This window comes from Flavobacterium agri (assembly GCF_013401995.1).
Classification (GTDB): domain Bacteria; phylum Bacteroidota; class Bacteroidia; order Flavobacteriales; family Flavobacteriaceae; genus Flavobacterium; species Flavobacterium agri.
This window is the reverse complement of the sequence record NZ_JACBJI010000002.1, coordinates 419655-444739: the sequence shown is the minus strand read 5'-3', so window position 1 is coordinate 444739 and position 25085 is coordinate 419655. Positions and strand designations below refer to the sequence as shown.

General features: G+C 47.9%; 20 protein-coding genes. 12 read left to right on the top strand and 8 right to left on the bottom strand.

Annotated elements, in window-relative coordinates; all coding sequences use genetic code 11:
• Positions 1 to 64: 64 nt before the first annotated feature.
• The 3 genes from HZF10_RS05970 to HZF10_RS05960 all read right to left on the bottom strand — a co-directional run bounded on the left by HZF10_RS05970 (position 65) and on the right by HZF10_RS05960 (position 9679).
• A complete protein-coding gene (locus HZF10_RS05970; protein ID WP_176005269.1) occupies positions 65 to 4042 on the bottom strand; it encodes a T9SS type A sorting domain-containing protein in 3978 nt (1325 codons plus the stop codon).
• Between the two features lie 206 nt (positions 4043 to 4248).
• Positions 4249 to 5835: a T9SS type A sorting domain-containing protein gene (locus HZF10_RS05965; protein ID WP_176005268.1), complete on the bottom strand. Its 1587-nt coding sequence runs from the start codon at positions 5833 to 5835 to the stop codon at positions 4249 to 4251.
• Between the two features lie 286 nt (positions 5836 to 6121).
• On the bottom strand, positions 6122 to 9679 hold the full coding sequence (locus HZF10_RS05960; protein ID WP_176005267.1) for a T9SS type B sorting domain-containing protein: 3558 nt from the start codon (positions 9677 to 9679) through the stop codon (positions 6122 to 6124).
• Between the two features lie 487 nt (positions 9680 to 10166).
• Between HZF10_RS05960 and HZF10_RS05955 the strand changes: the two genes are divergently transcribed.
• From HZF10_RS05955 to HZF10_RS05925, 7 genes are all read left to right on the top strand, one after another.
• Positions 10167 to 10997, top strand: a complete 831-nt coding sequence (locus HZF10_RS05955; RefSeq protein WP_176005266.1) for an SDR family NAD(P)-dependent oxidoreductase — start codon at positions 10167 to 10169, stop codon at positions 10995 to 10997.
• Between the two features lie 76 nt (positions 10998 to 11073).
• Entirely contained in the window at positions 11074 to 12006 is a 933-nt protein-coding gene (locus HZF10_RS05950; protein WP_176005265.1) for a helix-turn-helix domain-containing protein, read from the top strand.
• A 396-nt stretch (positions 12007 to 12402) separates the two neighbouring features.
• Positions 12403 to 12828, top strand: a complete 426-nt coding sequence (locus tag HZF10_RS05945) for an organic hydroperoxide resistance protein (RefSeq protein WP_176005264.1) — start codon at positions 12403 to 12405, stop codon at positions 12826 to 12828.
• 6 nt (positions 12829 to 12834) lie between these two features.
• Positions 12835 to 13833: a nitrilase-related carbon-nitrogen hydrolase gene (locus HZF10_RS05940; RefSeq protein WP_176005263.1), complete on the top strand. Its 999-nt coding sequence runs from the start codon at positions 12835 to 12837 to the stop codon at positions 13831 to 13833.
• Entirely contained in the window at positions 13833 to 14072 is a 240-nt protein-coding gene (locus tag HZF10_RS05935) for a hypothetical protein (protein ID WP_176005262.1), read from the top strand. Before HZF10_RS05940 ends, HZF10_RS05935 begins: the two co-directional genes overlap by 1 nt.
• Before the next feature lie 4 nt (positions 14073 to 14076).
• Positions 14077 to 14463, top strand: coding sequence for a cupin domain-containing protein (locus HZF10_RS05930; protein WP_176005261.1), 387 nt, complete (start codon positions 14077 to 14079; stop codon positions 14461 to 14463).
• Between the two features lie 15 nt (positions 14464 to 14478).
• Positions 14479 to 14697, top strand: coding sequence for a DUF2798 domain-containing protein (locus HZF10_RS05925; RefSeq protein WP_176005260.1), 219 nt, complete (start codon positions 14479 to 14481; stop codon positions 14695 to 14697).
• A gap of 71 nt (positions 14698 to 14768) precedes the next feature.
• Here the strand turns inward: HZF10_RS05925 and HZF10_RS05920 are convergent, their stop codons facing one another.
• A complete protein-coding gene (locus tag HZF10_RS05920; protein ID WP_176005259.1) occupies positions 14769 to 15728 on the bottom strand; it encodes a PAS domain S-box protein in 960 nt (319 codons plus the stop codon).
• A 170-nt stretch (positions 15729 to 15898) separates the two neighbouring features.
• Between HZF10_RS05920 and HZF10_RS05915 the strand changes: the two genes are divergently transcribed.
• The gene (locus HZF10_RS05915; protein WP_176005258.1) at positions 15899 to 16759 is read left to right on the top strand and encodes an SDR family oxidoreductase; all 861 of its coding nucleotides are present in this window, start codon (positions 15899 to 15901) and stop codon (positions 16757 to 16759) included.
• A 2-nt stretch (positions 16760 to 16761) separates the two neighbouring features.
• Here HZF10_RS05915 and HZF10_RS05910 read toward each other — a convergent pair whose 3' ends face one another.
• The 3 genes from HZF10_RS05910 to HZF10_RS05900 form a co-directional block, all read right to left on the bottom strand.
• Positions 16762 to 17790, bottom strand: a complete 1029-nt coding sequence (locus tag HZF10_RS05910; RefSeq protein ID WP_176005369.1) for an asparaginase — start codon at positions 17788 to 17790, stop codon at positions 16762 to 16764.
• Complete coding sequence (locus HZF10_RS05905) at positions 17780 to 18916, bottom strand: 1-acyl-sn-glycerol-3-phosphate acyltransferase (protein ID WP_176005257.1); 1137 nt, start codon at positions 18914 to 18916, stop codon at positions 17780 to 17782. Before HZF10_RS05905 ends, HZF10_RS05910 begins: the two co-directional genes overlap by 11 nt.
• 90 nt (positions 18917 to 19006) lie before the next feature.
• A complete protein-coding gene (locus tag HZF10_RS05900; protein WP_176005256.1) occupies positions 19007 to 19777 on the bottom strand; it encodes a TatD family hydrolase in 771 nt (256 codons plus the stop codon).
• A 166-nt stretch (positions 19778 to 19943) separates the two neighbouring features.
• Here HZF10_RS05900 and HZF10_RS05895 point away from each other — a divergent pair, with 166 nt between their 5' ends.
• From HZF10_RS05895 to HZF10_RS05880, 4 genes are all read left to right on the top strand, one after another.
• Entirely contained in the window at positions 19944 to 20420 is a 477-nt protein-coding gene (locus tag HZF10_RS05895; protein ID WP_176005255.1) for a retropepsin-like aspartic protease, read from the top strand.
• 38 nt (positions 20421 to 20458) lie between these two features.
• Positions 20459 to 20965: an STM3941 family protein gene (locus tag HZF10_RS05890; RefSeq protein ID WP_176005254.1), complete on the top strand. Its 507-nt coding sequence runs from the start codon at positions 20459 to 20461 to the stop codon at positions 20963 to 20965.
• A gap of 55 nt (positions 20966 to 21020) precedes the next feature.
• Entirely contained in the window at positions 21021 to 22709 is a 1689-nt protein-coding gene (locus HZF10_RS05885) for a T9SS type A sorting domain-containing protein (RefSeq protein WP_176005253.1), read from the top strand.
• Positions 22710 to 22837: 128 nt separating this feature from the next.
• The gene (locus tag HZF10_RS05880) at positions 22838 to 23734 is read left to right on the top strand and encodes a proline and serine-rich protein 1 family protein (protein ID WP_176005252.1); all 897 of its coding nucleotides are present in this window, start codon (positions 22838 to 22840) and stop codon (positions 23732 to 23734) included.
• A gap of 106 nt (positions 23735 to 23840) precedes the next feature.
• On the opposite strand, the gene odhB is transcribed toward HZF10_RS05880, so the two are convergent.
• Positions 23841 to 25076 (bottom strand): 2-oxoglutarate dehydrogenase complex dihydrolipoyllysine-residue succinyltransferase, encoded by a 1236-nt coding sequence (gene odhB, locus HZF10_RS05875; RefSeq protein WP_176005251.1) that lies wholly within the window; start codon positions 25074 to 25076, stop codon positions 23841 to 23843.
• Positions 25077 to 25085: the final 9 nt, after the last annotated feature.

Sequence of the window (25085 nt, the reverse complement as noted above, 5' to 3'; positions counted from 1 at the left end):
TTTTAGAGGAAAAGTAAAAACACCCCTCAATGAAGAAGGGTGTTTTAATCAATAATTCCACAACCTATCTTTTTACCACACGCAACGTTTTCACGTTCGCGCCTTGTGTCAACACGACGTTGTACACGCCCGAAGGATAGCGCTCACCAAACTGTTGCGTTTCGATCATATCGATCGCGAACTCGCGGTTCTCGACCAATTTGCCCAACATATCGTATACTTTGACCTGAACTTTGTCCTGACCTGAGTTATCCATGTCTAGCGCAAAGCTTTCGGTGTATGGGTTCGGATATACTACGGCACGGAAATCCATTGCCGGTTCCGCTTCGTCTGCTTTCACGATCGCTCTGGCAGCTCCGGGAGCCGTGATTTCACAAGCTTCCCCAAATGGCGACCACTGACCAGAAGTCTGTAAGGCCACGCGAACCGAGTAAACCGCACCCGGCGTAAAGCTTGGAACGCTTGCGAACGTGAACCAGTTTAGGGAACGGTCAACGATGGTTTGCTCGAAAGTCGTCATGTTCGTGACTTCGAAACGGTAGGCCTGAACGCGGTTCAAGCTGGTCGTAGCGATATAGGTAGAGGCACTCGCGATCGTAGCGCCACAGTTACTCAAAGTAGGAACGGCCGGAGACGTCACATTACAAGGCGACCCGTAGCCAGACCAAGTTCCGTTAGAGGTTTTGACGGCCACTTCTACCTGATACTCCGTTCCGTAGTTGAAACGGGTAAGCATCGTCAAGGCAAACCAATGGTAATTGCGTTCGATCACTTGTTGGACGTTCGGTTCGGTTCCGTCAGTCAAATTTGTCACACGGAAACGGTAAGCCGTAACTCCAGGCAAGCTTGTAGTCGCCACCAAAGTACTGATCGTAGGAAGCACGATGCCGCATTGAGAAGGTGAAACGGCCGCAGCTCCACCCGGATCGAGAATCGCAGGAGTAGAGACCAAACAAGGATTTCCGTAATAGTTGAGCCAGATTCCGTTGCGACGAAGCATCACACGGATCGAGTATGTCGTAGCATAGTCGTAGTTCGAAAGCATCGTCAATCCGAAGTTCGGCACGCTACGGTCGATGACCTGAACGGCATTGGTTTGGGTGTTGGTCACTTCGAAGCGGTATCCGTTAACCGGCGCACCGAAACTCACGGCTCCGATCAAAGAACTGATCGAAGTCAAAGTTGTTCCGCATTGTGAAGCGAGAACCTGGGAATAAATCTGGCTGCCTTCGTCGATCGTACCGTCGCAATCGTCGTCTACACCGTTGTACGCGACTTCGGCATGACCCGGGTTGACGGCGAACAAGGTGTCGTTACAATCGGTGTTTTCCAAAACATATCCGGCAGTCGGTTCGCACAGGAACGCAGAATTGGCTGGATCTCCGTATCCGTCGCCATCGGCATCGGCATAATACGTATAACATTCGTTGCTGAAGTAAACGTTGTCAAGGTACATTTGGATCGGGCTTCCCGAAAGTTGCTCCAATTTCAATCCCCAAACCTGAGCCAAATCGGCAGCTCCATAATTCGTCAACGGAATGCTCAACGAGTTCCATCCGGCGGTCAAATTGGTCGCCATGTAAGGGTAATCGCCGTTGGCAAGCAAATACACCAACATATTTGAGACTGGTGTGTTGAGATACACATCGAGATGCAAATGGCTCATTCCGGTTGCTCCGAAATGTACTTCAGCCTGATCGATAAGACCCAAGAATCCGAAATTGTCCAAACGCAAAGCCGTATTCGTGCCATTCGGAACTTCTGTAGTAGTCGTTCCTGCAGTCCAAGCCGATTGTACAGCCGTAATAGCGTTCGCATAAACCGGTGGACTTCCCGTAAACATCGAAACGACGCGCTCTGCCGGTCTTGCCGGTGGAATCGGAGAAGCCGGTGGCGGAGGGAAAGCGATGTTCAATTGAGCCGTGATGCTTCCTGAACCGTAAACGCCGTCGGCAGCCTGTGTAGCCGTAATCGTGACCGTTCCCGGCGCGACGATGTGTACCGTATTTCCTGAAATCGTGGCGATGTTCGTGTTGCCGCTGGAGTATGTGAAAGCTCCGGCACTGTTCGAAGTCGGTGCTGTAAGAGTAAAATCAGGATCGCCGAAATTCTTCGCAGGAATCGTGAAATTCGACAAAGTCGGAGGCAAAGAAGTCGCCGGTCTGTAGAAGTAAATATTATCTACCCAGATGGTTTTTCCACCACCGTTCAAGCTTTCGAATTTAAGCAAGTGGACGCCGTTCAGGTTCAATCCGAGACCCGTGTAAGTCGAAAGCGGAATGTCGAAACTGTTCCATTGGTTCAACATTACCGAACGTTGTGCGACGCGGTCGCCGTTGTTGAGCAACCAGAAATTCAAGCCTGTACAATCTTCAGAATACACATCGATGTGCATCATCGTCATATCCGTAAGGTTTTGTGCGCCGAATTCGACGTTTTCGATCAACATGTTGCTGATTTTTTTGGTGTCGTTCCCGCTGAGTTGCTCATCGGTCGCCACTGCATCAGCCGACCAAGCCGTAGAAGCGACAGGCGTATAAGCATTGCTGTAAACCGAAATCACGTCCCAAGCGTTTCTCGCTGGCGGAGTCGGTGCCGGAGTCGTCAAAGGTGGAACGGTTACCGTAAACGTAGCCGTGGTGCTTGCCGAAGCGTAGATTCCGTTCGCAGCTTGAGTAGCCGTAATCGTAGAAGTCCCGGCTCCGACAATGTGGATGTTGCTTCCGCCCGAGATAGTCGCCACAGCCGTGTTGCTGCTTGAGTACGACCAGGCTCCGGCGCTGTTTGAAGTCGGTGGTGTGATCGCGAAATCGGCATCGCCCAGAACTTTTACAGGAACGGTAAACGCTCCCAAAGTAGGTGGTGTCGCGGTCTCTTTGTAAAAATAGAAGTTGTCGATCGCCAAAACCTGGTTGGCGGTAACAGCCGCTCCTATCTTGAACTCATCGTATTTTATTTCGCGGATTTTGGTCAGATCCAAACCTGGGAAATTGGTCGCATTCACATCGATGTTGACGCTTGTCCAAGCACCCGGAGTAAGCGCGATCGTGACCGGTGTCTCGAATGTGCCGCCTGTCGTCTTGATCAAAAACAGTCGCATGGAAGTCAATGTCGGAGAATAAATATCAACATGTAGTTTGTTGATCGTGGTCACATCGATATCGAAACCAAGCCTTGTGCCTTGATAAGTAGCTGAGTTTTGGTATTGTTTTACCTGGTCGCCACCGTACAATGGTGTGGTCATGTTGTTCGGATAGTTGGATGCCTGTCCCCAATTCGGGTTGAAATCGGTGCCGGAGATATCGGTATAAGCACTTGCAAAAATCGAGATCACGTCCGATGGGTTTCTCGCCGGTTGTGTCGGAGCTGCCGGCGCCGGTGGAGCCGAAACGACCAACGATGCTGTCGTGCTTCCCGCAGCGTAACTTGCGGTAGCAGCCTGATTCGCCGTTATGGTCGATGTTCCCGCGCCTACTACGGTTACGGTATTTCCGCTGATCGTAGCGACACTTGTATTACTGCTCGTGTAACTGAATGCACCCGCGCTGTTAGAGCTCGGCGCGGTCAATGTGAATGGTGCATCGCCTAATGTTTTTGCGGGAACGGTAAATGTGCCGAAAGTCGGGGCCGGAAGTCCGCCGCCGCCGCATGTGTTCCCGACGGTGTAGGTAAACTGCTTGGTAACGGCAAATCCGCCGGCTGCCCACGCAAATTTACAGGCTACGGTGAATGTCGCTCCTGTGGCAAAACCGCTATAGGTTCTCCTGAATTTTTGCCCGCTGACATTGGTCATGGGTAATTCCTGGAAACCCGGGTTGAACGTCCAGGCGTAAGCGACGAGTCCTGTCAATGGGCTCAACACCTCGAATTCTACGGTAACATCGCTTCCGCTTGTCGTAAAGGTGTACTTGTAATTGGGTAAACCGCCGCCTTGGGAAACTTCGTTGGTGGTTCCCGTACACTCTGTGTTTTGGGCAAAACCACCTGTGATATTCGCCGTCAAGAAGAACAGCAAGAATATCAGGTTCTTGATTTGTTTCATAATGGTTAAAATTTTGCTTGTTTGATCCTAGCCTCGTGGCTTGGAGGCCTCGAAGATTGGTTTCGTTATAAAAAATGATTTCCCACAACTGCCAAGGGGCGGAGCAGCTGATAAAGGTATTTCCTAAAAAACTATATCGTTTTCGAGGAAGATGAAAAAGAAACCCGACCGTCCGCCACAGACAATCGGGCTTACATTACCATAAGTTAATTCTTGATGAGTTTGACCGTTTTGCTACCGTTATCGGTCAAGATATTGGCGAAATAAATTCCGTTAGACAATTCGGAAGCATCGATAGAAACCGTCAAATCGTTAGGCTGTACAGATTTGATTTGCTTTCCTGAAACATCGAACAAAGTAACGGAAGTGATGTTTTGGTTTGCATTGATATTCCATTCATTGCGCGTCGGGTTCGGATAAGCACTGAATGAAACCTTATCGAAACTATCGGTTTTAAGGAACGGCTCGTTTACAGAGAAATAAATGTTGTCGAAGTAAACGATATCCGAAACCAGATCAGAGATAGTTCCCAACTTGAATTGGAAGAAATTCGCTTTGTTGAAACCAAGTCCTTCAAAGAAACTCAGCTGCACGTTTACACTTTGCCAAGAACCTTGTACAAGTTGCGCATTGCCACCTGTAGTCGCAAGTTCATAATTATATTCTTGAACTACGCCTTCGTTGTCGATCAGGATAAATCGAATCTGGTTCGAGTTTGAATCGGCGAAATAATCAAAATGTACCCACTGATAGGCCGATATATCCGTTACCGCATTCGTTCCTTCTCCGTATCCGGCCACGGCAAAATTCATCTTGATCGCTTCGTTTACACCGGCCGAAGGATCCAAGTCTGGTTTTCCTGAATACGTTCCGAAGTTATAATCGGGCGTCCAGACGTTTGTGAATCCGCCCGTGTCGCTGTAAATGCTCAACACTTGGTTGTTAGGAGTTCCCGGTGTAGGAGACTGGTTCGGGAATGTAGCCACAAAATTGATAGTATACGTTTTAGTGACGCTTCCGTTTTGGGAAGTCACCAAAACCGATGCCGTTCCCGGAACACCGGAAGCTTGGGTGATAGAAGTTACCGTCGCACCGGCGTCTGTCGTGGTAGCCGAAGTGATTTGAGGAGCTGTGGTCGTCCCTACAACCAATTCATAGGTATACGATGTCACCGAAGACACGAATCCCGGAAGTGCGGAACCGCCAACTTCCAATGCGCTCAACGAAGCGTCCGAACCTGCCGGAGTAGCCGTTTTCCAGAAATACACATTGTCAAGATATATGGTAGAAGGCACTACACCGCCTTGTCCGTCGAATTTGATTTGGAAAACCGAGTCCCAAGTCATTCCCGTAAAAGCACTTTTAGGAAGGTTGACACTGCTCCAGCCGTTTTGCACGAGCGGCACATCTACCAAAATTTCAGAAACTCCGGTTCCGTTATTAATAGGAGAAACTTTTACGCTGGTCGCATTGTTGGTCCAGATATCGATGTGCAAATACTCCATTCCCGAAGCGTTTTGCGTGGTGATATTCGTTCCTTGATAGTTGAAGTTCGGATATGCCAACAGTAGATTCCCAGTTCCCGGATCGTAGGTTGGGTTTACTTGTCCGTGACCCATTTGTCCCCAATTCGGATCGTAATCGGTCGCTACGTTCGTAAAAGAGTCGCTATAAATGGATATTACGTCTGTTTGGGCATTCGTCGGTACGGGTGCATTAGTTGTGGGCTGCGCATACGTCGAAGCGCCACTCAACAATACAATCCATACGAATAGAAAAGTAATTTTTCTCATATCACACGTTTTTAGAATTAAATTTGTTAAAAGCTAAAATAAAGAATAACATGTTTAAACAATCCGCAATTACAACATATACAAACTATACAGTCTAAAACTGGAAAATCAGCAGAATTCACCGATAAATTGCTCAAAATAAAGGTTTGACGATAACCTAGGTTTTATTTTGTATGGTTAATGTATAGTTTTTTCGCATCGGCTTTTTCCAACTACAACGTTTTCAGAAAAGCTTTTTAAGAACGTGATGCATAAAAAACGTCAGATGTTGTCTGTTAATCCAATTTTATCTTTTCATTGCGAAATGCGCCCTGAACGTTTTGCTTTTTCCGTTTTCAGCATAATCTATCGTAAACCAATAATCGGTAGAGGGTAATGGCCTTCCGTTATAAGTTCCGTCCCAACCTAAACCATCGGGACTGATTTGTTTGATCAGTTTTCCGTATCGGTCGAAAATATAAATCACGGCTTCTAGGCCTTTGATATTCCAAGTGTCGTGAAAGCCGTCACCGTTCGGAGTAAAATATTTCGGATAATTGATGATCGTAACCGTCGAGGTAAGATGGGTGCAATTTTCGTCTATGACCGTTATGGTATGCGTTCCTTCGGCAACATCGTGGAATGCGTTCGATTGTTGGAATCCCGCGTCGTCCAATTGGTATAAAAACGGTCCGCCACCGCCAATCACCGTAACCGCAACCGTCGGATTGTCGCTGAACGCCGCCGAATGCTCTACAACCAAACTTTCTCCTTGCGGCATCATGCTTACTACCGCATCTACCGGATTTGAAGCGCAACCTGCAGCATTCGTCGCAATTACGGTGTACGTTCCGATTTGGGTCGCGTTGTACGTACTTCCAAAAGCGTTCGGGATTGGGTTTCCGCCAAAAAACCATTGGAAACTGTGCTGCGCCGGATTCAGGTTCGTATCGAGCGTATAGAATTGGTTCGTAGGAGAAGAACTCGTCGTACAGATCACACCGTCTATAATCGTAGGAACCGGTAACGGATGTATGGTCACGACAATATTTACAGGACTTCCGCTACAACCATTGTAAAAAGGCGTCACGGTGTACGTAACGGTTCCGGACGCAGCGCTTGTGAGCGTTACGTTTTGGGCGATTTGGTTGCCGTTTCCGGAAGTTGCTCCAGAAGTTCCACTTTGTGCGACGGTCCAATCGAAAGTTGTTCCCGCAATGCCCGACGATAGATTTATTTGTATCGATTCGCCTTCACAATACGTCAAATCACCGTTGTATGTCACATCTGGCGTCGGATTTATAGAAACAACGGCAGAATTCGAAAGTGCCTGGCTGCAACCCGTACCTGCTTGCGCAACACCGACGAGTTGGTAGGCGACGTTGGTCGATAATGGATTCGTGGTTATAGAAGCGAGCCCGGAAGAATTTAGCGTGATTGTCTGGTTCGTGCCTCCATCAACGGAATATGTAACGATGGCATTCGGTGTTCCGGTAAAATCTACAGCACTAGTCTGACCGGAACAAACCGTTGATGGATTGGCGCTTATTGACGCTGTTGGCAACGAAACCGATGATATATTGATCGATTGGGACAATGTTTTGGTGCATGCGTTCGCTGCTGCCGAAGTGACATCGACAAGCGCATAAGTTATAGCCGAAGTCACGCTCGGAATGGTAATCGAAGCATTTCCGGACGCATTCAAAACGATGGATTGGTTTGCGCCTCCGCCCACCGAATACGTTACGCTCGCATTCGGCGTTCCCGTAAAAGTCACAACGGCAGAGCTTCCGTGGCAAACGGGCGAATTGCTCGAAATCGAAGCGGTCGGCAAACTGTTTACCGCAATCGTCACCGAACCGTTCAAAACGGCGGTACATGTATTCAATGCAGCCGATGCGGCGCTTACGAGCGTGTATGTGGTGTTTGCCGTCAAAGCGGATGTCGTGATATTCGCCGAGCCCGATGCATTCAATGTGATGGTCTGGTTCGTTCCGCCATCGACCTTATACGTAATGATCGCATTTGGCGTACCGCTGAAACTGATCGTGCTGTTCTGGCCCGAACAAACCGCCAGCGGACTCGCACTTATGGATGCTGTAGGCAATGAAACCGGCGATATCGTAAGCGTCTGGGAAAGTGATTGGTTGCAACCTGTCCCCGATGCGGGAGCGACGTCTACAAGGACAAACACGGTGCTCGTGGTTATACTCGGAATTACGACTGAAGCATTTCCCGACGAATTCAACGCTACGGCTTGGTTGCCACCCGCATTTACCGAATATGTAACGATGGCGTTTGGCGTTCCGTTAAAGTTAATGGTAGCAGGAGTACCGTTACAAACCAACGTATTACCCGAAATCGAAGCGGTAGGCGAATCATTGACGACTATCGTAATCGATTGATTTATACCATTGCTGCATGTGCTCAAACTAGGCGATGCACAACTGACGAGCGTATAGGTACTGTCCGAAGTCAGAACAGGCGTCGTGATATTCGCCAGACCCGATCCGTTCAGTGTTGCCGTCTGGTTTGCGCCTCCATTTACCGTATACGTGACGATTGCACCGGGTGTGCCGCTAAAGCTTACGGTGGCCGTATTTCCGCTACAAACCGAAGCCGTCGCCGAAATGGTCGCACTCGGCAAAGGCACGATAGCAAGTGTAACAGCTGTTCGAGGACTTGCGATGCAGTTCGTGGTCAGGTTATATGCTTCGGCATAATACGTTCCTGCCGTAGTTGGCGTATACGATATGCTATTGGATTGCAATAAAATGCCTCCCGTTGACGAATCGTACCAATTGACACCAGATCCTGCCGATGGCGTTACCGATAAGGCCGGAATCGCTTCGTTGCTGCAAATCGTCTGGTTACCATTGCTTGTCGCCGGATTTGGGGACGCCAGGACATCTATGGTAAACACATTCGATAACGTAGAACAAAATACGTTGCTCAAATTGGCTTGGTCCTGCGCCGCCCTTACCCTAAAATACGTCAGCGAACTCAGGTTTGGCGTGGTATACGTCGGATTCGTGGCTGTTGGGATATCGGTCCAGTTGATATTGTCCGTACTGGTTTGCCATTGGTAGAAATAAGGAGAACCGCCTGCCGTGGACGCATGAAGTTCCAGCGAAGTCGGATTGTTACATGTAGTGTAAGTACTTCCGGCAACCGACGGACTTGAAACGGTGGTCAAATCGGCGCACGCACTGAACGAAATGTCGTCGATCGCCAAGTCGTTTCCGCAGCCGCCCAAACCATTGTTTTTCATCTTCAGGACTACCGATGTCTCATTGACCGTCGTAAACACCAAAGCGAACTGTTGCCACAGCGGAGCCGGCGAACCCATAATGTTTCCGGTATTTCCGGAACCCAAGAGCACGGTTTCGGCCGCATTCCAAATCTCAAACCTAACATTAATAGGAATTTGGCCGGCGCCGCAGTAATTCGTATTCGGATTATACACATTCATCAGCCAAGCCGAAAATTCAAACGTGGTATTGATGCACAATCCCGAGACGGTTTTCTTGTAAAAATCGCCCGAAGTGGTAGCATTGGCGTTCATCAACAGCATTTTGCCGTTGGTGCCGTTCGTCGCATCTGGCGTATGGTCTAGCGAATAATGCCAAGTGGAGTAAAGATTCGAATGATAGAACAACGTGTATTGCCCATCGTTGGGAGCGCCCGTCACAAACGGATAAGTCGTAGTCCCGGCAGGTAGAGCCGGCCCGTAAGTTGATCCGTTACCAAAATTTTCGGTGAAAATGGGTTCTCCTTTACTTCCGGTGCAAAAACCCAATTGGGCGTAATTGCTGACCGATATCAGCAAAAGAAAAAAGGCAAATTTGGTTCTGATTCGACTCATCGGTCAAGTAATAGGTTTTTTGGCTTCAAAACCTACTCTGAATCATCGGTCAATTAACGGTAAGTTCACACCTATATAATAGAGCACGATTGGCAGGTTTTTCATTACTGATAAAAATAACCCGCGTCTTTTACCATTTTTAAGATTCGATATGATAAAAACCATACAATCGCTATTTTTTTACTTAATTCAACGGTAGTGTCGTTTTTGTCAGCATATATGCGGGATGCAACAACGAATGACGTAGTCCGAAATCGGTTTTGATGTGGTAATGTAAGGTTGGCGAAAACGTTGTAAAACGATGCTTGGAGGCAAAAAACAGCGAAAATCTTCTTCAATCGTACAATTCCCCCGTTCGTTCGTAGAAATCGGGACACACTATCCGATACGAATCCCGGACATCCTCATTCAGGCTACAAAATCCCTCAAAAAGGCCACATCGGTCATCTATAATCGGCCGAACTTTGTCCCATCAAATACAACGATCATGACAAATTCAAACAACAAGGTTTGGTTCATTACAGGAACTTCGCGCGGTTTTGGCCGTGTCTGGACCGAAGCTGCGCTGAAACGCGGCGATAAAGTAGTAGCAACCGCACGCAAACTCGACAGCATCCGCGACTTTTCAGAAAAATACGGTGAAAACGTGTTGACGCTCGAACTCGACGTGACCAATGCCGATCAGGTGAAAACCGTGCTCGAAAAAGGCTTCAATCATTTCGGACGTCTCGACATCGTACTCAACAACGCCGGTTATTCGCTCGTCGGGACGATTGAGGAAGCCAGTAACGACGATATCAAAGCCATGTACGAAACCAATGTTTTCGGACCACTTACCGTCATCAAAACCGCACTTCCGCTGCTGCGCAAGCAGGGTTTCGGGCATATTTTGGGTACTTCGAGCGGACTAGGCCACACGACGCTTCCCGTAATCGGATATTATTGCAGCACGAAATGGGCGTTCGAAGCTATCCACGAAAGTCTCGCGCTCGAAGTGAAAGACTTCAACATCAAAGTGACCATTATCGAACCTGGCGCATATGCCACCGAATTCGGAACCCAGGATTCGCTCAAATTCGCGCCCGGAATGGATATTTACGAAGACTTCAAAGCCGAATTCTTCAATCAATTGCAACAGCTCGAAAAAGGAAACCCGGATGCGACGCCCGATGCGGTATTCGCTGCGGTCGATGCCGAAAATCCGCCGTTGCGATTGATTTTAGGCAACGGAAACCTGCCGTGGATCAAAAAAGACTACGCCGAACGTCTCGCGGAATGGGAACAATGGGCCGATGTCTCGAACGCCGCCCAAGGATAACAGGAAACCGCAAAAATTCAACTAACTTTATGGCTGCCGATGTCTCGCGATATCGGTCGCCTTTATTTAAAAGGATATGAAAAACGACGCCAACCAACCGTACCGGTTCGATTCTTTGCCCGAAGCGCATCGCATAATGGGCTTGCCGATGCCCAAACATCCGCTCGTAAGCCTGATAAACGGTTGCCAGCACGGGAACATCAGGATGCCGTCGGGAACGCATGTGCTGTATTTTTACAAAATCTCGTACAAGCCTAAATTCTCGGGCAAGCTTAAATACGGCCAAGGCTATTTCGATTTTGACGGAGGCGGGATGTTGTTTGCCGCGCCGGGACAGCTCATAGGTCCGCACGAAGGCGACGAGAATCCGGAATCTATGGCGCTTGCAACATTGCTGATTCATCCTGACTTTTTGTGGAATCATCCGTTGGCGCGCAAAATCAAGCAGTATGGTTTCTTCTCGTATGCGACGAACGAGGCGTTGCACTTGTCCGATGAGGAAAAAGAGACGATCCTTTCTATTTTCAAGATGATCGAAAACGAACTCAACAGCCGTATAGACGATTTTAGCCAAGGCGTGATCCTTTCGCAGATCGAGTTGCTGCTCAATTATGCCGATCGTTTCTACAAGCGCCAATTCCTCACGCGAAACGCCGTGAATACCGATTTGCTGCAAAAGCTCGAAGACATTCTCGAAAGGCATTTCAACGATCCCGAATTGGCGACCAAAGGCACTCCGACCGTTCAATGCCTTGCGGGACAATTGAATCTTTCACCAAGTTATCTAAGCGACATGTTGCGCGTATCGACGGGACAGAGCGCGCAGCAACACATTCACGAGAAATTGATCCAGAAAGCCAAGGAAATCTTGTCGACCACGACGTTGTCTGTAGGCGAAATCGCTTATGCATTGGGATTTGAACATTCGCAATCGTTCAGCAAATTGTTCCGTAAAAAAGTAAACCAGTCGCCTTTGGAATTCAGGCGGTCGTTTCAGATGAGGGCGTAATTTTTGCAAACCGACCCAAGAACACACTTTTCGAACCCAACCTTTTTACTACTTTTCATGGTACCTACTCGCCCGAATCTTCATTGGGCGACACTTTGCTGAATTTGCCCGAATCGTGGCTTTATGACGCTTATGACGAATCCGCATAAGTTGTTGCAGCACTCCAACTCCTTGATTTTTTCCGAAGTATACACTACTTTCTTTTCGCTTTCTCTTATCTGTATTTCAATACGATAGCTTTTTTCACCTTTCGAAATCGGCAATGTCTATTTGGGGATCCGATTTGTCCACTTCACCCAATTCCTGATTTCGCCAGCCGTATCCGCAAAATACCTTTGACCCAGAAATCATATCGATCTCTACATGTCATCCACAACAATTTCAAAACAAGAACTCATGGAAAATGTAAATCAACAACAAAAAGTGTTATACACGGGCAAAACCCACACTACAGGCGGACGCGAAGGCGCATCACGCAGCTCGGACGGACGTCTCGACATCAAACTCACTTCTCCGGGAGCAATCGGCGAAGGCACGAATCCCGAACAATTATTGGCAGCCGGATGGTCGGCCTGTTTCATCGGAGCGATGGGCAAAGCCGCAGCCGGTATGAGCCTAAAACTTCCTGCCGATACAAGCGTAGACACCGAAATCGATTTGGTGCTTTCTGACACCGGATACGTTTTGCAGGCACGCCTCAACATCAGCCTTCCCGGAATGGACCGCGAAACGGCTCAGGACATCGCACGTACGGCACACACACTGTGCCCGTATTCCAAAGCCCTTCACGGCAACATTAAAGTGGAAACTACCATTCTTTAAGCAATCATGAAAGCTACACAGCAACAACAAGAAAACGGCATCGTCAAGGTAGCGGCCGTGCAGATCAGCCCTGTTTTGTACAGCAAACAGGGCACGATCGACAAGATTGTCGACAAAATAAAGGAACTCGGGAAACAAGGTGTACAATTCGCCACTTTTCCTGAAACGGTAATCCCGTATTATCCGTACTTCTCGTTCATCCAAGCTCCCTATATGATAGGCAAAGAACACCAACGCCTGTTGCAGGAATCGGTGGTCGTGCCTTCTGCCGATACCGATGCGATCGGCGAAGCGGCACGCGAAGCGAACATGGTCGTCTCTATAGGCGTGAACGAACGCGACGGAGGCACGATTTACAATACGCAACTGCTGTTCAATGCTGACGGCACGCTTATCCAACGCCGACGTAAACTCACCCCGACGTACCACGAGCGCATGATTTGGGGTCAAGGAGACGCATCGGGCTTGAAAGCCGCAGACAGCGCTGTCGGCCGTATCGGGCAATTGGCTTGCTGGGAGCATTACAATCCGTTGTTCCGGTATGCTTTGATTGCCGATGGCGAACAGATCCATTCGGCCATGTATCCTGGGTCGTTTTTAGGGCCTTTGCACAGTGAGCAGACCGAAATCAACGTACGCCAACACGCTTTGGAATCGGCTTGTTTCGTGGTTTGTTCAACGGCTTGGCTTGATGCCGACCAACAAGCCCAGATCGCACAAGACACCGGCGGACCGATCGGACCCATTTCTGGAGGCTGTTTTACGGCTATCATCGGGCCTGACGGAAGAATCATAGGTGAACCGATCAAATCTGGCGAAGGAGAAGTCATAGCCGATATCGACTTTGCCGAAATCGATGCGCGCAAACGCCTTATGGATGCGCGCGGACATTACAGCCGTCCCGAATTGTTGAGCCTGAACATCGATCGTACGCAAACAGCACAGGTTCACGAACGCGTCTTTTTTGCCGATCAGGCTTCGGCACAAATCCAAACTCCACAATAATGAATACGTTAAAAATGAAATCACTTCATATAGCCCGAAACCTGTTCACAGTCGTGTTGTTTTTGCAATTCGCACACGTGTCGGCCCAGGGCAAATCGAAAACCACAGTTAAAACGGACGAAAGCATCCGACCTTTCAAAGTGGCCGTTTCCGATGCCGACCTCAACGATTTGCGCTCGCGTCTCAAAGCTACGAAATGGCTAGCAAAAGAGCATGTATCAACCGAAACTAAATATTGAAGACATGAACAATCTCAAAAACCTGCTTTACGCCACACTTTTGCTTGCATTCGCGAATATCGGACAAGCACAGCAAATAAAACGCACCGAACTTCAACGCCACGATCTGGAAACGCCGGGAATCGAAGCGGTTCAGGTAAGTATCGAATTCGGGCACGGCACCGAGTTCGGGAAACACTTCCACCACGGCGAAGAAATCATCTATGTGCTCGAGGGCACGTTCGAATACGAAGTCGAAGGCAGCAAACCCGTAATACTCAAGGCAGGCGAGGTATTGTTCGTGCCCGCCGGAGTCAATCATTCGGCCAAAAACATCGGCAAAGGCAAAGCCGTGGAACTCGCGACTTACGTGGTCGAAAAAGGAAAGCCTTTGGTCGTGATGAAAAAATAACGTCAGATACTTATCATGAAACAGAAAATAGTATTTGCCCTGCTTATGGGCATCGTCACCACAGGCATCATCTCTTTCAGCCTGATTTCGATCAACATCGGATTCTCTGAACGTTTTGTGCCGATATGGTTCCGCTCCTGGATTTTGGCTTACGCAATCGTGATTCCCGTCATCTTGCTCGTCGGACCGATCGTTCAACGGTTTACCGACAGGATCGTAAAAGTCAAAGCTTGATTTACGAACCGCCCATCAACAAAAATGCTTCCCGAATAAGGAAGCATTTTGTATGTTCAAATGTTACGGTGTCAGCGATTAGGCTGGGCTTCTTCGCTGATTTTCCTGATGACGCCGTCGAATTTGAGCGCTTCCTGTTTGAGGTATTCGATGATTTTAGCATTGTTCGGATCGGCCGCGTCGTCGTGGTTGAACGTATCGACCAAGCCCATGATGTTCGAGAGCGGCCCGCGCACCTGATGCGATTGGAACCACGAAATCTCTCGCAGTTTCGCGTTTTGTTTTTCGATCATCTTGAGATACAGCTGGCGCTCGGTAATGTCGCGCGAAAAACAGCTGATGCCCGTAACCTCTTGCTTTTCGTTGCGGATCGGATTGAAACTGAGTTCGGCGAACAGCGGTTTGGGCGAAAGCGTATCTTGCCAGATCACACTGAACGTTTTGCCGCTAAAGGCCATATCGAAATAGTCGTTCCAATCGGCCGGCAAAAATTCGGAACACGGTATTGCCGGAATGCTTTTCGGGCACGCATCGAGCCAAGTCCAAAACGATTCATTGGCCGTGATGATGCGTCTTTGGGTGTCCATCGACCAAATCTTGTCGCTTGTGGTGTTGATGATCGCGCGAAGGTTTTCGAGGATTTCCTTTATCTCGGCGGTCTTTTGCGAGATTTCGGCATCGGCCTTGACTTTGTCGTCTATGTTCGCGGCAAGCACCGATTTGGCTTTTCTGCCATTAAAAATCGTGAGATGCGCGTAAATGTGTACGTGGAATATTCTGCCCGAGCGGTCTATGTGCTTCCAAATCCCGAAATCGTTGAACGAAAGCGGCACATGGCGGTTGGCATCCAGAAACGTAGGGATTTCCTCTTTTGGCCGAAGATCGAATGCGGTCAACGAAAGGAATTTTTCCCTCGAGTAACCGTATTGCCTAAGTGCGGCATCGTTTACTTCGAGAAATTCATACGAATCGTTGTCGTATATATACATCGGAACCGGACTATCCTGATATAGCCTCCGGAAGTAGCTCATAGGTTATGGTAATCGTTTATTGGGGTCTTCAAAAGTACACAAAAAAAACTGGTAGGGCGGCCGAAATTTCAAGTGAATGATTTCGATTCGATTTGTGCAACAATTCCATCCGAAAACTATAAAAAGCATTCTTTGATTACCGATTAACTTGGATGCGAAAATCGTATCACATGGAAAAGACGCAATTCCCTAAACAGCATCAGGATCAACAGCCCGGAAAGGAATCGGAAATGACGCCTCGGCCAGAATACATTCGCCAAAACTACCACGGCAGTGGCAAACTCGACGCAAAAGTCGCACTAATAACGGGAGGCGATAGTGGAATCGGGCGTAGTATTGCGGTTCATTTCGCACGCGAAGGCGCTAAGGTCGCGATCGTCTATTTCATCGATAACGAAGATTCGGATGCGCACGAAACCAAAAAGCTTGTGGAAAAAGAAGGAAGCCAATGTCTTTTGCTCAAAGGCGATTTAAAAGATGCGGATTTTTGCGCGTCGATCGTACGTGATACCGTCAAGTCATTCGGCAAACTCAATATTGTCGTGAACAATGCCGCGATGCAATTCCCGAAAGAAGATTTCACGGATATTTCGGACGAGCAATTGCAAGTGACTTTCGAAACCAACATTTATCCGTATTTCCGCGTGTCGCGCGAAGCCTTGCCGCATCTGAAAAAAGGGGACACAATCATCAATACGGCTTCGGTCACGGCTTATGAAGGCAGTCCGCAACTCGTGGATTATTCGAGTACGAAAGGCGCGATCGTTTCGTTTACGCGTGCGCTCGCGGCCCAAATCGCGTCGAAGGAAATCCGTGTGAACGGCGTAGCTCCGGGCCCGATCTGGACACCGCTTATCCCTGCGAGTTTCGATGCCGAAAAAGTAGCGAAGTTCGGATCCGATACGCCAATGAGAAGAGCCGGACAGCCATCGGAAATCGGACCTGCTTATGTGTATCTGGCATGCGAAGACAGCAGTTACATGACGGGACAAGTGCTGCATTTGAACGGCGGACAACCGGTCGGCGGCTGATTTTAGGACATCTCGCCTCTCAGCGAAGTCTCGAAAACGGTTCGGAATACACTTCCCGAAACCTTTTGCCCGAGCAGGTACATGAGTTTGGTGATTGCGGCTTCTGTAGTAAGGTCTTTACCCGAAATGACGCCGATTTTCTTGAGTTGCGTACTTGTTTCGTATTGGCCCATGCTTACGCTTCCGCCAGAACATTGGGTCACGTTGACGATGTGAAGCCCTTTTTTGATCGCTTTCTGCAATGCGGTCACGAACCATTTTTCGGTAGGCGCATTTCCTGATCCGTAGGTTTCGAGCACGAGCCCTTTTAGGTTCGGAATATTGAGCACGGCCGTAAGCACGTCGGTACTGATTCCCGGGAACATTTTGAGTACGACTACATTGTCGTCCATTTCGCGGTGCACGACGAGTTTTTTGTTGCCGTTTTTGGTAAAGAACGCATCCTTGTCTATTTTGAGATGTACACCCGATTCGGCCAGCGGCTGATAATTCGGCGAAGCGAACGCATTGAAATGTTCCGCATTGATTTTCGTCGTACGGTTGCCGCGGTAGAGTTTGTATTCAAAATACAGGCAAACTTCAGAAATCACGGGCTTGGTCTTGTCGCGCAACGAAGCGATCTGTATGGCCGTAATCAGGTTTTCTTTGGCGTCGGTACGCAAATCGCCTATCGGAAGTTGAGAACCCGTAAATACGACGGGTTTGTCCAAATGCTCGAGCATGAAACTCAACGCCGAAGCCGAGTAGCTCATCGTATCCGATCCGTGCAAAATCACGAAACCGTCGCAATGCTCGTAATGCTGTTCGACGATATCGACCATCTGAACCCATTTATCCGGATTCATGTTCGAGGAATCGATAGGCTTGTCGAACGAAATCGTTTCGATATCACAATCGAGCTGCTTGAGTTCGGGGATTTTCTGTAAAAGTTTCGAGAAATTGAACGCCTTGAGCGCGCCGGTCCTGAAATCTTTGACCATGCCAATCGTACCACCGGTGTAAACCAACAGGATTTTCGGTTTAGATGGCATCGGCATATTTGAGTTTATTTACGACCGGATTGGCATACATGGCCAAAAATCCTTCGAAAAGCACCGGATTGTCTTCGTCTATCTTGATCTCGAGACGGCGTTCGAACAATTCTTTTTGTTTGGCGGTATAACGGTCTGCGTATTTATCGGTTTTGTACAGCAAATCGTAGGCGATGAAATTCGTCGGCCACAATTTGTATCCGGTGATCACGGCATCGTCAATCACTTGGGCAAGCGCCTGTATCTGTTTTTGCGTATTGTCGTGTTCCGATTTTATCTTGTCGATTTCAGAACAGATCACGTCGCCCACATGCATGTGGATACGCTTTTTTTGTCCCATGATGCCCGAAAGCAACGTGAGGAAATCCTCGTTTTTTTCCTTGATGTATTTCTCGTTGTTCGCCTCTGCGAGCAAACGCGGCATTTTCAACGCGTCGGTCGGGTCGTATTCGTACGAAATCGAAATCGGGACGATCCTGACTTTCTTGAAATAATCCATAAGATTTTCCTCGTCGGCGCCCATGGCGAGCATTTTAAGCACACCTTGCTGGGTTTGGTCGTTGCCGTCTTTGGTACGGCCTTCGCGTTGGGCGATCCACACCGAACGGTTTTCGCGACGCAACAATCTACACACGTATTCCGACATCAGTTTGGACGACTGCAACAATTCGCGAGGCGGCAGATTTCGCTGCACCAAAAAATTGCGGTTGAGCCTGGAAAGTACGTGAAGAAACGCTTTCTGCACCAAATTGTCGCCAATGGCCGAAGCCGTCATCACCAATCCGTGTTCGAACAATGCGCAGTTGAGCAACGAAGTGTCAAGGATGATATCGCGGTGGTTCGAAATAAAAAGATACGAAGTGTTCTGTTCCAGTTTTTCAAAACCGCTTGTGGTAATGCCTTCGGAACTGCGCGCGAGTACTTGCTGTATCGAATGATAGACGAAATTGCATTGGAAATCGCGAATCGAATGTGTATGTTCGAACTGCGACATCCACACTTCTTCGGGCTGATCCGGAAATGTAAAACTCATGAGCGCCTTCATCATCGGATGGTTCGAAACCGATTTCAGGGCGGCATTCACTTCGGCGTCATAAAACGGCCGGATAGAATCGAATTTTGACATTGGCGCTTGTTTAATTGGAACTCGTCGAAAAAATCGCAATGAGTTCTTGCAAAAAAACGAAAATAAATCGAGAGTTCTGTTACGTTTTACTTAAATGCCGTACACGATTTTTGAATTTTCCGTAGTGATTTTGGCGATTTCGGAAATTGGCAAATCGTAGATTTCGGCCAACTTGTTCGCGATGTTCACGATATAGGCGCTTTCGTTGCGCTTGCCGCGGAACGGAACGGGCGCAAGGTAAGGCGCGTCGGTTTCGAGCACGATGTTTTCGATCGGGATTTCGCTGAGGAATTGGTCGATTTTGCCGTTCTTGAACGTGGCGACTCCACCTATTCCGAGTTTCATCCCGAGAGAAATAGCGGTTTGGGCTTGCTCTTTCGTTCCCGTAAAGCAATGGAAAATCCCGAAAAGGTCGCTTGATTTTTCGCTTTCAAGTATCTCGAAAATCTCGTCGAAAGATTCGCGTCCGTGAATGTTTATAGGCAGTTTGTATTGTTTGGCCAGACGGATTTGCGCACGGAAAGCCTGCTGTTGGATTTTGAGCGTCGTTTTGTCCCAATACAGGTCGATCCCGATTTCACCGACGGCGTAGAATTTGTGTTTTGCAAGTTCCGAAGCGACGAATTCGAGTTCCTTTTCCCAAGTTTCGGGCTTTACGTAAACCGGATGCAAACCCATCATCAAAAACACGTTTTCGGGATATTGTCGCTGCATCGCGTACATCTTTTCGGTATAAGTCGAATCGATCGACGGAACGAAAATCCGTGTCACGCCGGCGTCGAAAGCACGTTGCATCATGCCGTTTCTGTCGTCGGAAAACTCTTCGCTGTAAATATGGGAATGGGTGTCGGTGAAAATCATGCGGCAAAGTTAGGGCGCATCGGCAATTTTTCCTAAACAATCGACGAATCCCATTCTTACCCGATGGAATTTTTATGCGAAATTTTAACGCAATCCCGAATACCTTAAGACATATTAAACAAGTCGTTATCACAGAATGCCTTATTTTTGGGTTCACTCAATTCACATGGAGAAGCGCGACCATATCCTTAAAGACAAAGATTACCGGAAAATAAAATTCAAGATTTCCAAGACGAACCATTTGCTTTTGACGGCCTATATCAACGGCGTGAAGGGCGATTTCATACTCGACACGGGCGCTTCGAACAGCTGTGTGGGTTTCGACGAGGCCGAGCTTTTCAAACTCACCACCGAAAATTCGAGGACAAAAGCGGCCGGAGCCGGCGCAATCGACATGTTCACGCAGGCCGCACACAAAAACCTGCTCAAAATCGGGCGTTGGACGTATGACGATTTCAATTTGGTCGTTTTCGATTTATCGCATGTGAATATGGCACTCGAACAGCACAAAGCCAAGAAAGTGCAAGGCATAATCGGTGCCGACGTGTTGATTCACGGCAAGGCGATTATCGACTATGAGAACAAATGTTTGTATTTGAGAAATTACTCCAAACTCAAGAAAAATAAACGCTCGGCGCGTTAAAGTCGTTTGCTTGACGTGAAATACATTACTTTCGCGCCATGCAACAGATTATCCTTAAAAAATCTATTTTCCAGGCACTCAAACTCCTTGTGCTTTCGGGCATTTTTGTGGTATTGGGTATTTTCATCATCACTTCTAAAGACAAAAGCCATTGGATCGGATGGATGAATCTTGTGTTTTTCGGTTCGGCTTTTTTGCTTGGTTTCTTTCAGCTTTTTGACAGACGCGCCCAACTCATTGCCGATGAGAACGGGCTTTTTGATCGCATGAACCTCCACGAATCGATCGCTTGGTCATCTGTCGAAAAAATGACGGTGATGAAATCCGGTTTTTTGTTTAGCAAGCAAGCGTTCGTGATGGTCGAGCTTAAACCTTTTTCGGGCGAGACATTGTCGTCCAAAATAAAAAAACGCCTTTTTGCGAAACGTCAGAAAAAAGGAAAAGCATTCTTGTTTTCGATTTCGCTGACACCTTTGGAAGGTAAGGCTTCCGAAACTTTCGAGAAACTCATCGAACTTCAGAAACAGGCAGCGAAATCATACTGACAGCGAAATCTGTACTTCTGGAAATGTTCAAAATAATTACACTTAAATCTACTTCATGAAAAAACTTTATTTTTCTCTTTTTGCAATCCTAAGTTTCGGCCTTTCGTTCGCACAATGCGCCAACGCTGAGCCATTGTGTTTCATAGAGCCGATGACGGGCTTCCCAAGCACCGGAAATGCCGGCAACAACACTGAGCCTGGCATCAATTACGGATGCCTGAGCAGCGTCGGTTCGGTAAAATGGGTATCGCTGAAGGTTTTGTCTGGCGGTAGTTTTAACGTTCACGGTTATGAGCATGACGGTAACGGCCACAATTTAGATATGGATTATGTCTTTTACGGTCCGTTCGATGCGCCGACTTGCGGCAGCGGTTTGACTGGAGACATGATCATTTCTTGTGATTTTGGAGGCGAATATACAATCGATATCAACACCACACTCGAGGCCGGAAAATACTATATGCTGGCACTTGTGAATTATAGCTATGGATCAGGCTGGTTCATCTTAAACCAACTCAATCAAACCAATGCCGCGGTATTGGATTGCGGCCCAACGGAATGGTGCAACGTAACTTTAGACGTAACGCCTCCTTGCGAGGACAACCCGATGGGTGCTCATTTGGTCGCGACTTCCACGAATGAGTATGCCGAATATTCGTGGACTCTTAACGGAATCGCACTTCCTGACACAACCAATTCCATTCAAGGTTATGGACCGGGTATTTATACTGTAACCGCAACTTACAATCTTTGTATGACTACCCAAACAGCAATTGTGCCCGAAGCTCCGAATTTTGCTGCAAATTCGGCTCCTGATATTTCTATTTGTGACGGATCTATAGTAGACTTGACACAAAACGAACCATACATCTTCGGGGGTCAAGACCTGATCAACTTCAGCATCAACTATCATACGACACAACAAGATGCATATGACGTCGCCAACCCAATTTCAAACCCGGATTCTTTCAACGCTCAAGACAACCAGACCATTTTTTATTCGGTAGAGAATTTGGCATCTGGCTCGCCTTGTGCCGAAGTAGGAAGTTTTACGGTTCATCTGAATGCTGCTCCCGAAATCCAGTCTGTAGAAGTTACAGACCAAGTTGTCGATATCAATTCGACAAGCGACGGTCTGATGTATTCTTTGGATGGCGGTCCGTTTGTATCTAGCGCTATTTTTTACGATTTGCCTTTGGGAACGCATCAGGTCATGATTCAGAACAATTGCGGAACAGATACTGCACAATTCACGATCAATACGCCATCTGCACCTACAGGTGACATTACGCAAGATTTCACTCCTGGCGCGACCTTGGCAGATATCCAGATTAACGGACAAAATATCCTATGGTATGTGAGTGCCGCCGATTTGATGGCGAGCAATCCTCTTCCTGCAAACACGGTTTTGGTAGACGGTGCGACGTATTACGCCTCTCAAACCATAAACGGCATCGAAAGTCCACAAAGGCTTGCCGTTACAGTTTCGCTTTCACTGGGTTTGAACGAACATTCGCTTGTGAATTTGTCTTACGAACCGAATCCTGTCAAAGGAAATTTGATTTTCCACAATTCAAATGAAATAGATAAGGTACAAATCTTTGGTATCAGCGGTCAATTGCTTATTGAAAAAAAGATAGGGGCAATTTCTGGGAATTTGGATTTTTCGAGCTATCCTCAAGGAATTTACTTCGTGAAATTTGAATCAGGAAGTGGTTCGAAAACTGTCCGAATCATCAAATAAAAAAAAATTTATGTTAAAAAATCCCGTCATAACAGTATGGCGGGATTTTTTTTTGCGAACATCTGAACGAAAATCGTTTTCTTGGCACTCGATTTGCAAACCGCCAAACATAACCAAACTTGCAAACTATGAACGTGAAAATTACCTCTGTCCTTTTGTTTCTTGTCGCTATCATATCCAACGCCCAAAATCGCGGTCATTTGACGATTTTTTCGGAAGACGGCGACAAGTTCTTTTTGATCCTAAACGGCGAACGCATCAACGATGTGGCCCAAACCAACCTACGCGTCGAAGATTTGCCGCAACCGTATTACAACGCCAAAATCATTTTCGCCGACAAGACGAAAAAGGAAATCACGACGAACAATCTTTCGCTTACCGATGTCGACGATCACTTTATGGACGTGACGTACAAAATCCGGCGTGACAAGAAGAATCCGTCGAAAATGAAAATGAATTTTTTTAGTATGGCCGAAATCGAACCCGATTTTACGCCTGCACCTACGCTTTACGTGATGCATTACGGACAACCTCGCGTTTCCCAGACCGTAACGACGACCACGACTACAAACGCACAACCGAACGGCGTACAGATGAACGCGAATGTTCCGGGAATGAACGTGAACATCTCGATCCAGGATCCCGAAATGTCGACGAGCCAAACGACTACAACCACTACGACTACTTCTTATTCCGATAACGAGCGTCCGAGACCGTCTCGCGGATGCCGCAACGGGTACGCCATGTCGCCGCGCCAATTGGACGATATGCTTTCGAGCCTTCGTAAACAGACTTTCGAGGACACGCGTATCAAAACCGCCAAACAGATGATTTCGGCTAATTGCTTAAGTTCGGCCCAGGTTGCCAAAATGTGTCAGGAATTCACGTTCGAAGCCAACCGTTTGGAGCTGGCAAAATTCGCTTATGCGTATTGCGTCGACCCGAACAATTATTATAAAGTGAACGACGTGTTTACGTTTAGTTCGAGCACGGATGAGTTGACGGAATTCGTTTCGGGTCGATAAAATAAACCTCAAAGGTTTTGAAAACCTTTGAGGTTTGGAATTTACCAAAAACAAAAATCCCGCTCCAGAAGACAGCGGGATTTTCAAATATGAACTAAATAGAAATCTACAATTCTAGCGCTTTCTTCGCGTCTCCGCCCATCAAAAGCTCTACCGGATTTTCCAATCCTTCTTTAACCGCAACCAGGAATCCAACTGATTCGCGGCCGTCGATGATCCTGTGGTCGTAAGACAAAGCCACGTACATCATCGGGTGGATTTCAACCTGTCCGTTCACGGCAATCGGACGCTCGATGATGTTGTGCATCCCAAGGATTCCAGATTGTGGCGGGTTGATGATCGGCGTAGAAAGCATTGACCCGAAAACACCACCGTTAGAAATCGTGAACGTTCCGCCGGTCATGTCGTCAACGGTGATTTGTCCGTCGCGTGCGCGGATGGCCAAACGTTTGATTTCGGCCTCTATTCCACGGAAAGTCAAGTTCTCTGCATTGCGCACAACCGGAACCATCAAACCTTTCGGACCTGAAACCGCTACCGAGATGTCGCAGAAATCGTACGAGATTTTCTGGTCGCCGTCAATCATCGAATTCACATCCGGGAACAATTGAAGCGCACGCGTCACGGCTTTCGTGAAGAACGACATATAACCCAAAGTCACGCCGCCGTGCTTGGCTTTGAACGCGTCTTTGAACTCGTTGCGCACTTTGTTGATCGGCGTCATGTTGACTTCGTTGAAAGTCGTCAACATGGCGGTTTCGTTTTTGGCAGCTACCAATCTCTCGGCAACTTTGCGACGCAACATCGAAAGTTTCGTACGTTGTGATCCGCGGTTTCCACCTGTTGGAGTTCCCATGGACGGCGTAGCGTTTACCGCGTCGTCTTTTGTAATGCGACCGTCTTTTCCTGTACCTGAAACGGCAGCAGGATCGATATTTTTCTCATCGAGGATTTTCTTCGCAGCCGGAGAAGCCGAACCTGTTGCGTAAGAAGTTGCGGCCGGAGCGGCTTTAGGTTCTTCTTTTTTAGGCTCTTCAACTTTTGGAGCTTCTGCTTTCGGCTCTTCTTTTTTCTCGGCCGGAGCAGCGGCTCCGCTTGGTTTCGCAGCGTCCGTATCGATCAAGCATACGACTTGCCCGACTTTTACCGCATCGCCTTCTTCGGCTTTAAGCGTGATGATTCCCGCGGCTTCGGCTGGAAGCTCAAGGGTTGCTTTGTCTGAATCGACTTCGGCAATGGCTTGGTCTTTCTCGACGTAATCGCCGTCTTTCACTAACCAGGTTGCGATTTCCACTTCGGTAATCGATTCGCCCGGCGAAGGAACTTTCATTTCTAAAATCATCGATATAGA

Bases quoted from the DNA above. Each gene is read 5' to 3' on its own strand.
- HZF10_RS05885 (WP_176005253.1), top strand. From the start codon at position 21,021: ATGAAAAAACTTTATTTTTCTCTTTTTGCAATCCTAAGTTTCGGCCTT.
- HZF10_RS05920 (WP_176005259.1), bottom strand. From the start codon at position 15,728: ATGAGCTACTTCCGGAGGCTATATCAGGATAGTCCGGTTCCGATGTAT.
- HZF10_RS05940 (WP_176005263.1), top strand. From the start codon at position 12,835: ATGAAAGCTACACAGCAACAACAAGAAAACGGCATCGTCAAGGTAGCG.
- HZF10_RS05965 (WP_176005268.1), bottom strand. From the start codon at position 5,835: ATGAGAAAAATTACTTTTCTATTCGTATGGATTGTATTGTTGAGTGGC.
- HZF10_RS05915 (WP_176005258.1), top strand. From the start codon at position 15,899: ATGGAAAAGACGCAATTCCCTAAACAGCATCAGGATCAACAGCCCGGA.
- HZF10_RS05925 (WP_176005260.1), top strand. From the start codon at position 14,479: ATGAAACAGAAAATAGTATTTGCCCTGCTTATGGGCATCGTCACCACA.
- HZF10_RS05970 (WP_176005269.1), bottom strand. From the start codon at position 4,042: ATGAAACAAATCAAGAACCTGATATTCTTGCTGTTCTTCTTGACGGCG.
- HZF10_RS05895 (WP_176005255.1), top strand. From the start codon at position 19,944: ATGGAGAAGCGCGACCATATCCTTAAAGACAAAGATTACCGGAAAATA.
- odhB (WP_176005251.1), bottom strand. From the start codon at position 25,076: ATGATTTTAGAAATGAAAGTTCCTTCGCCGGGCGAATCGATTACCGAA.
- HZF10_RS05890 (WP_176005254.1), top strand. From the start codon at position 20,459: ATGCAACAGATTATCCTTAAAAAATCTATTTTCCAGGCACTCAAACTC.
- HZF10_RS05910 (WP_176005369.1), bottom strand. From the start codon at position 17,790: ATGCCATCTAAACCGAAAATCCTGTTGGTTTACACCGGTGGTACGATT.
- HZF10_RS05900 (WP_176005256.1), bottom strand. From the start codon at position 19,777: ATGATTTTCACCGACACCCATTCCCATATTTACAGCGAAGAGTTTTCC.
- HZF10_RS05955 (WP_176005266.1), top strand. From the start codon at position 10,167: ATGACAAATTCAAACAACAAGGTTTGGTTCATTACAGGAACTTCGCGC.
- HZF10_RS05950 (WP_176005265.1), top strand. From the start codon at position 11,074: ATGAAAAACGACGCCAACCAACCGTACCGGTTCGATTCTTTGCCCGAA.
- HZF10_RS05905 (WP_176005257.1), bottom strand. From the start codon at position 18,916: ATGTCAAAATTCGATTCTATCCGGCCGTTTTATGACGCCGAAGTGAAT.
- HZF10_RS05935 (WP_176005262.1), top strand. From the start codon at position 13,833: ATGAATACGTTAAAAATGAAATCACTTCATATAGCCCGAAACCTGTTC.
- HZF10_RS05880 (WP_176005252.1), top strand. From the start codon at position 22,838: ATGAACGTGAAAATTACCTCTGTCCTTTTGTTTCTTGTCGCTATCATA.
- HZF10_RS05945 (WP_176005264.1), top strand. From the start codon at position 12,403: ATGGAAAATGTAAATCAACAACAAAAAGTGTTATACACGGGCAAAACC.
- HZF10_RS05930 (WP_176005261.1), top strand. From the start codon at position 14,077: ATGAACAATCTCAAAAACCTGCTTTACGCCACACTTTTGCTTGCATTC.
- HZF10_RS05960 (WP_176005267.1), bottom strand. From the start codon at position 9,679: ATGAGTCGAATCAGAACCAAATTTGCCTTTTTTCTTTTGCTGATATCG.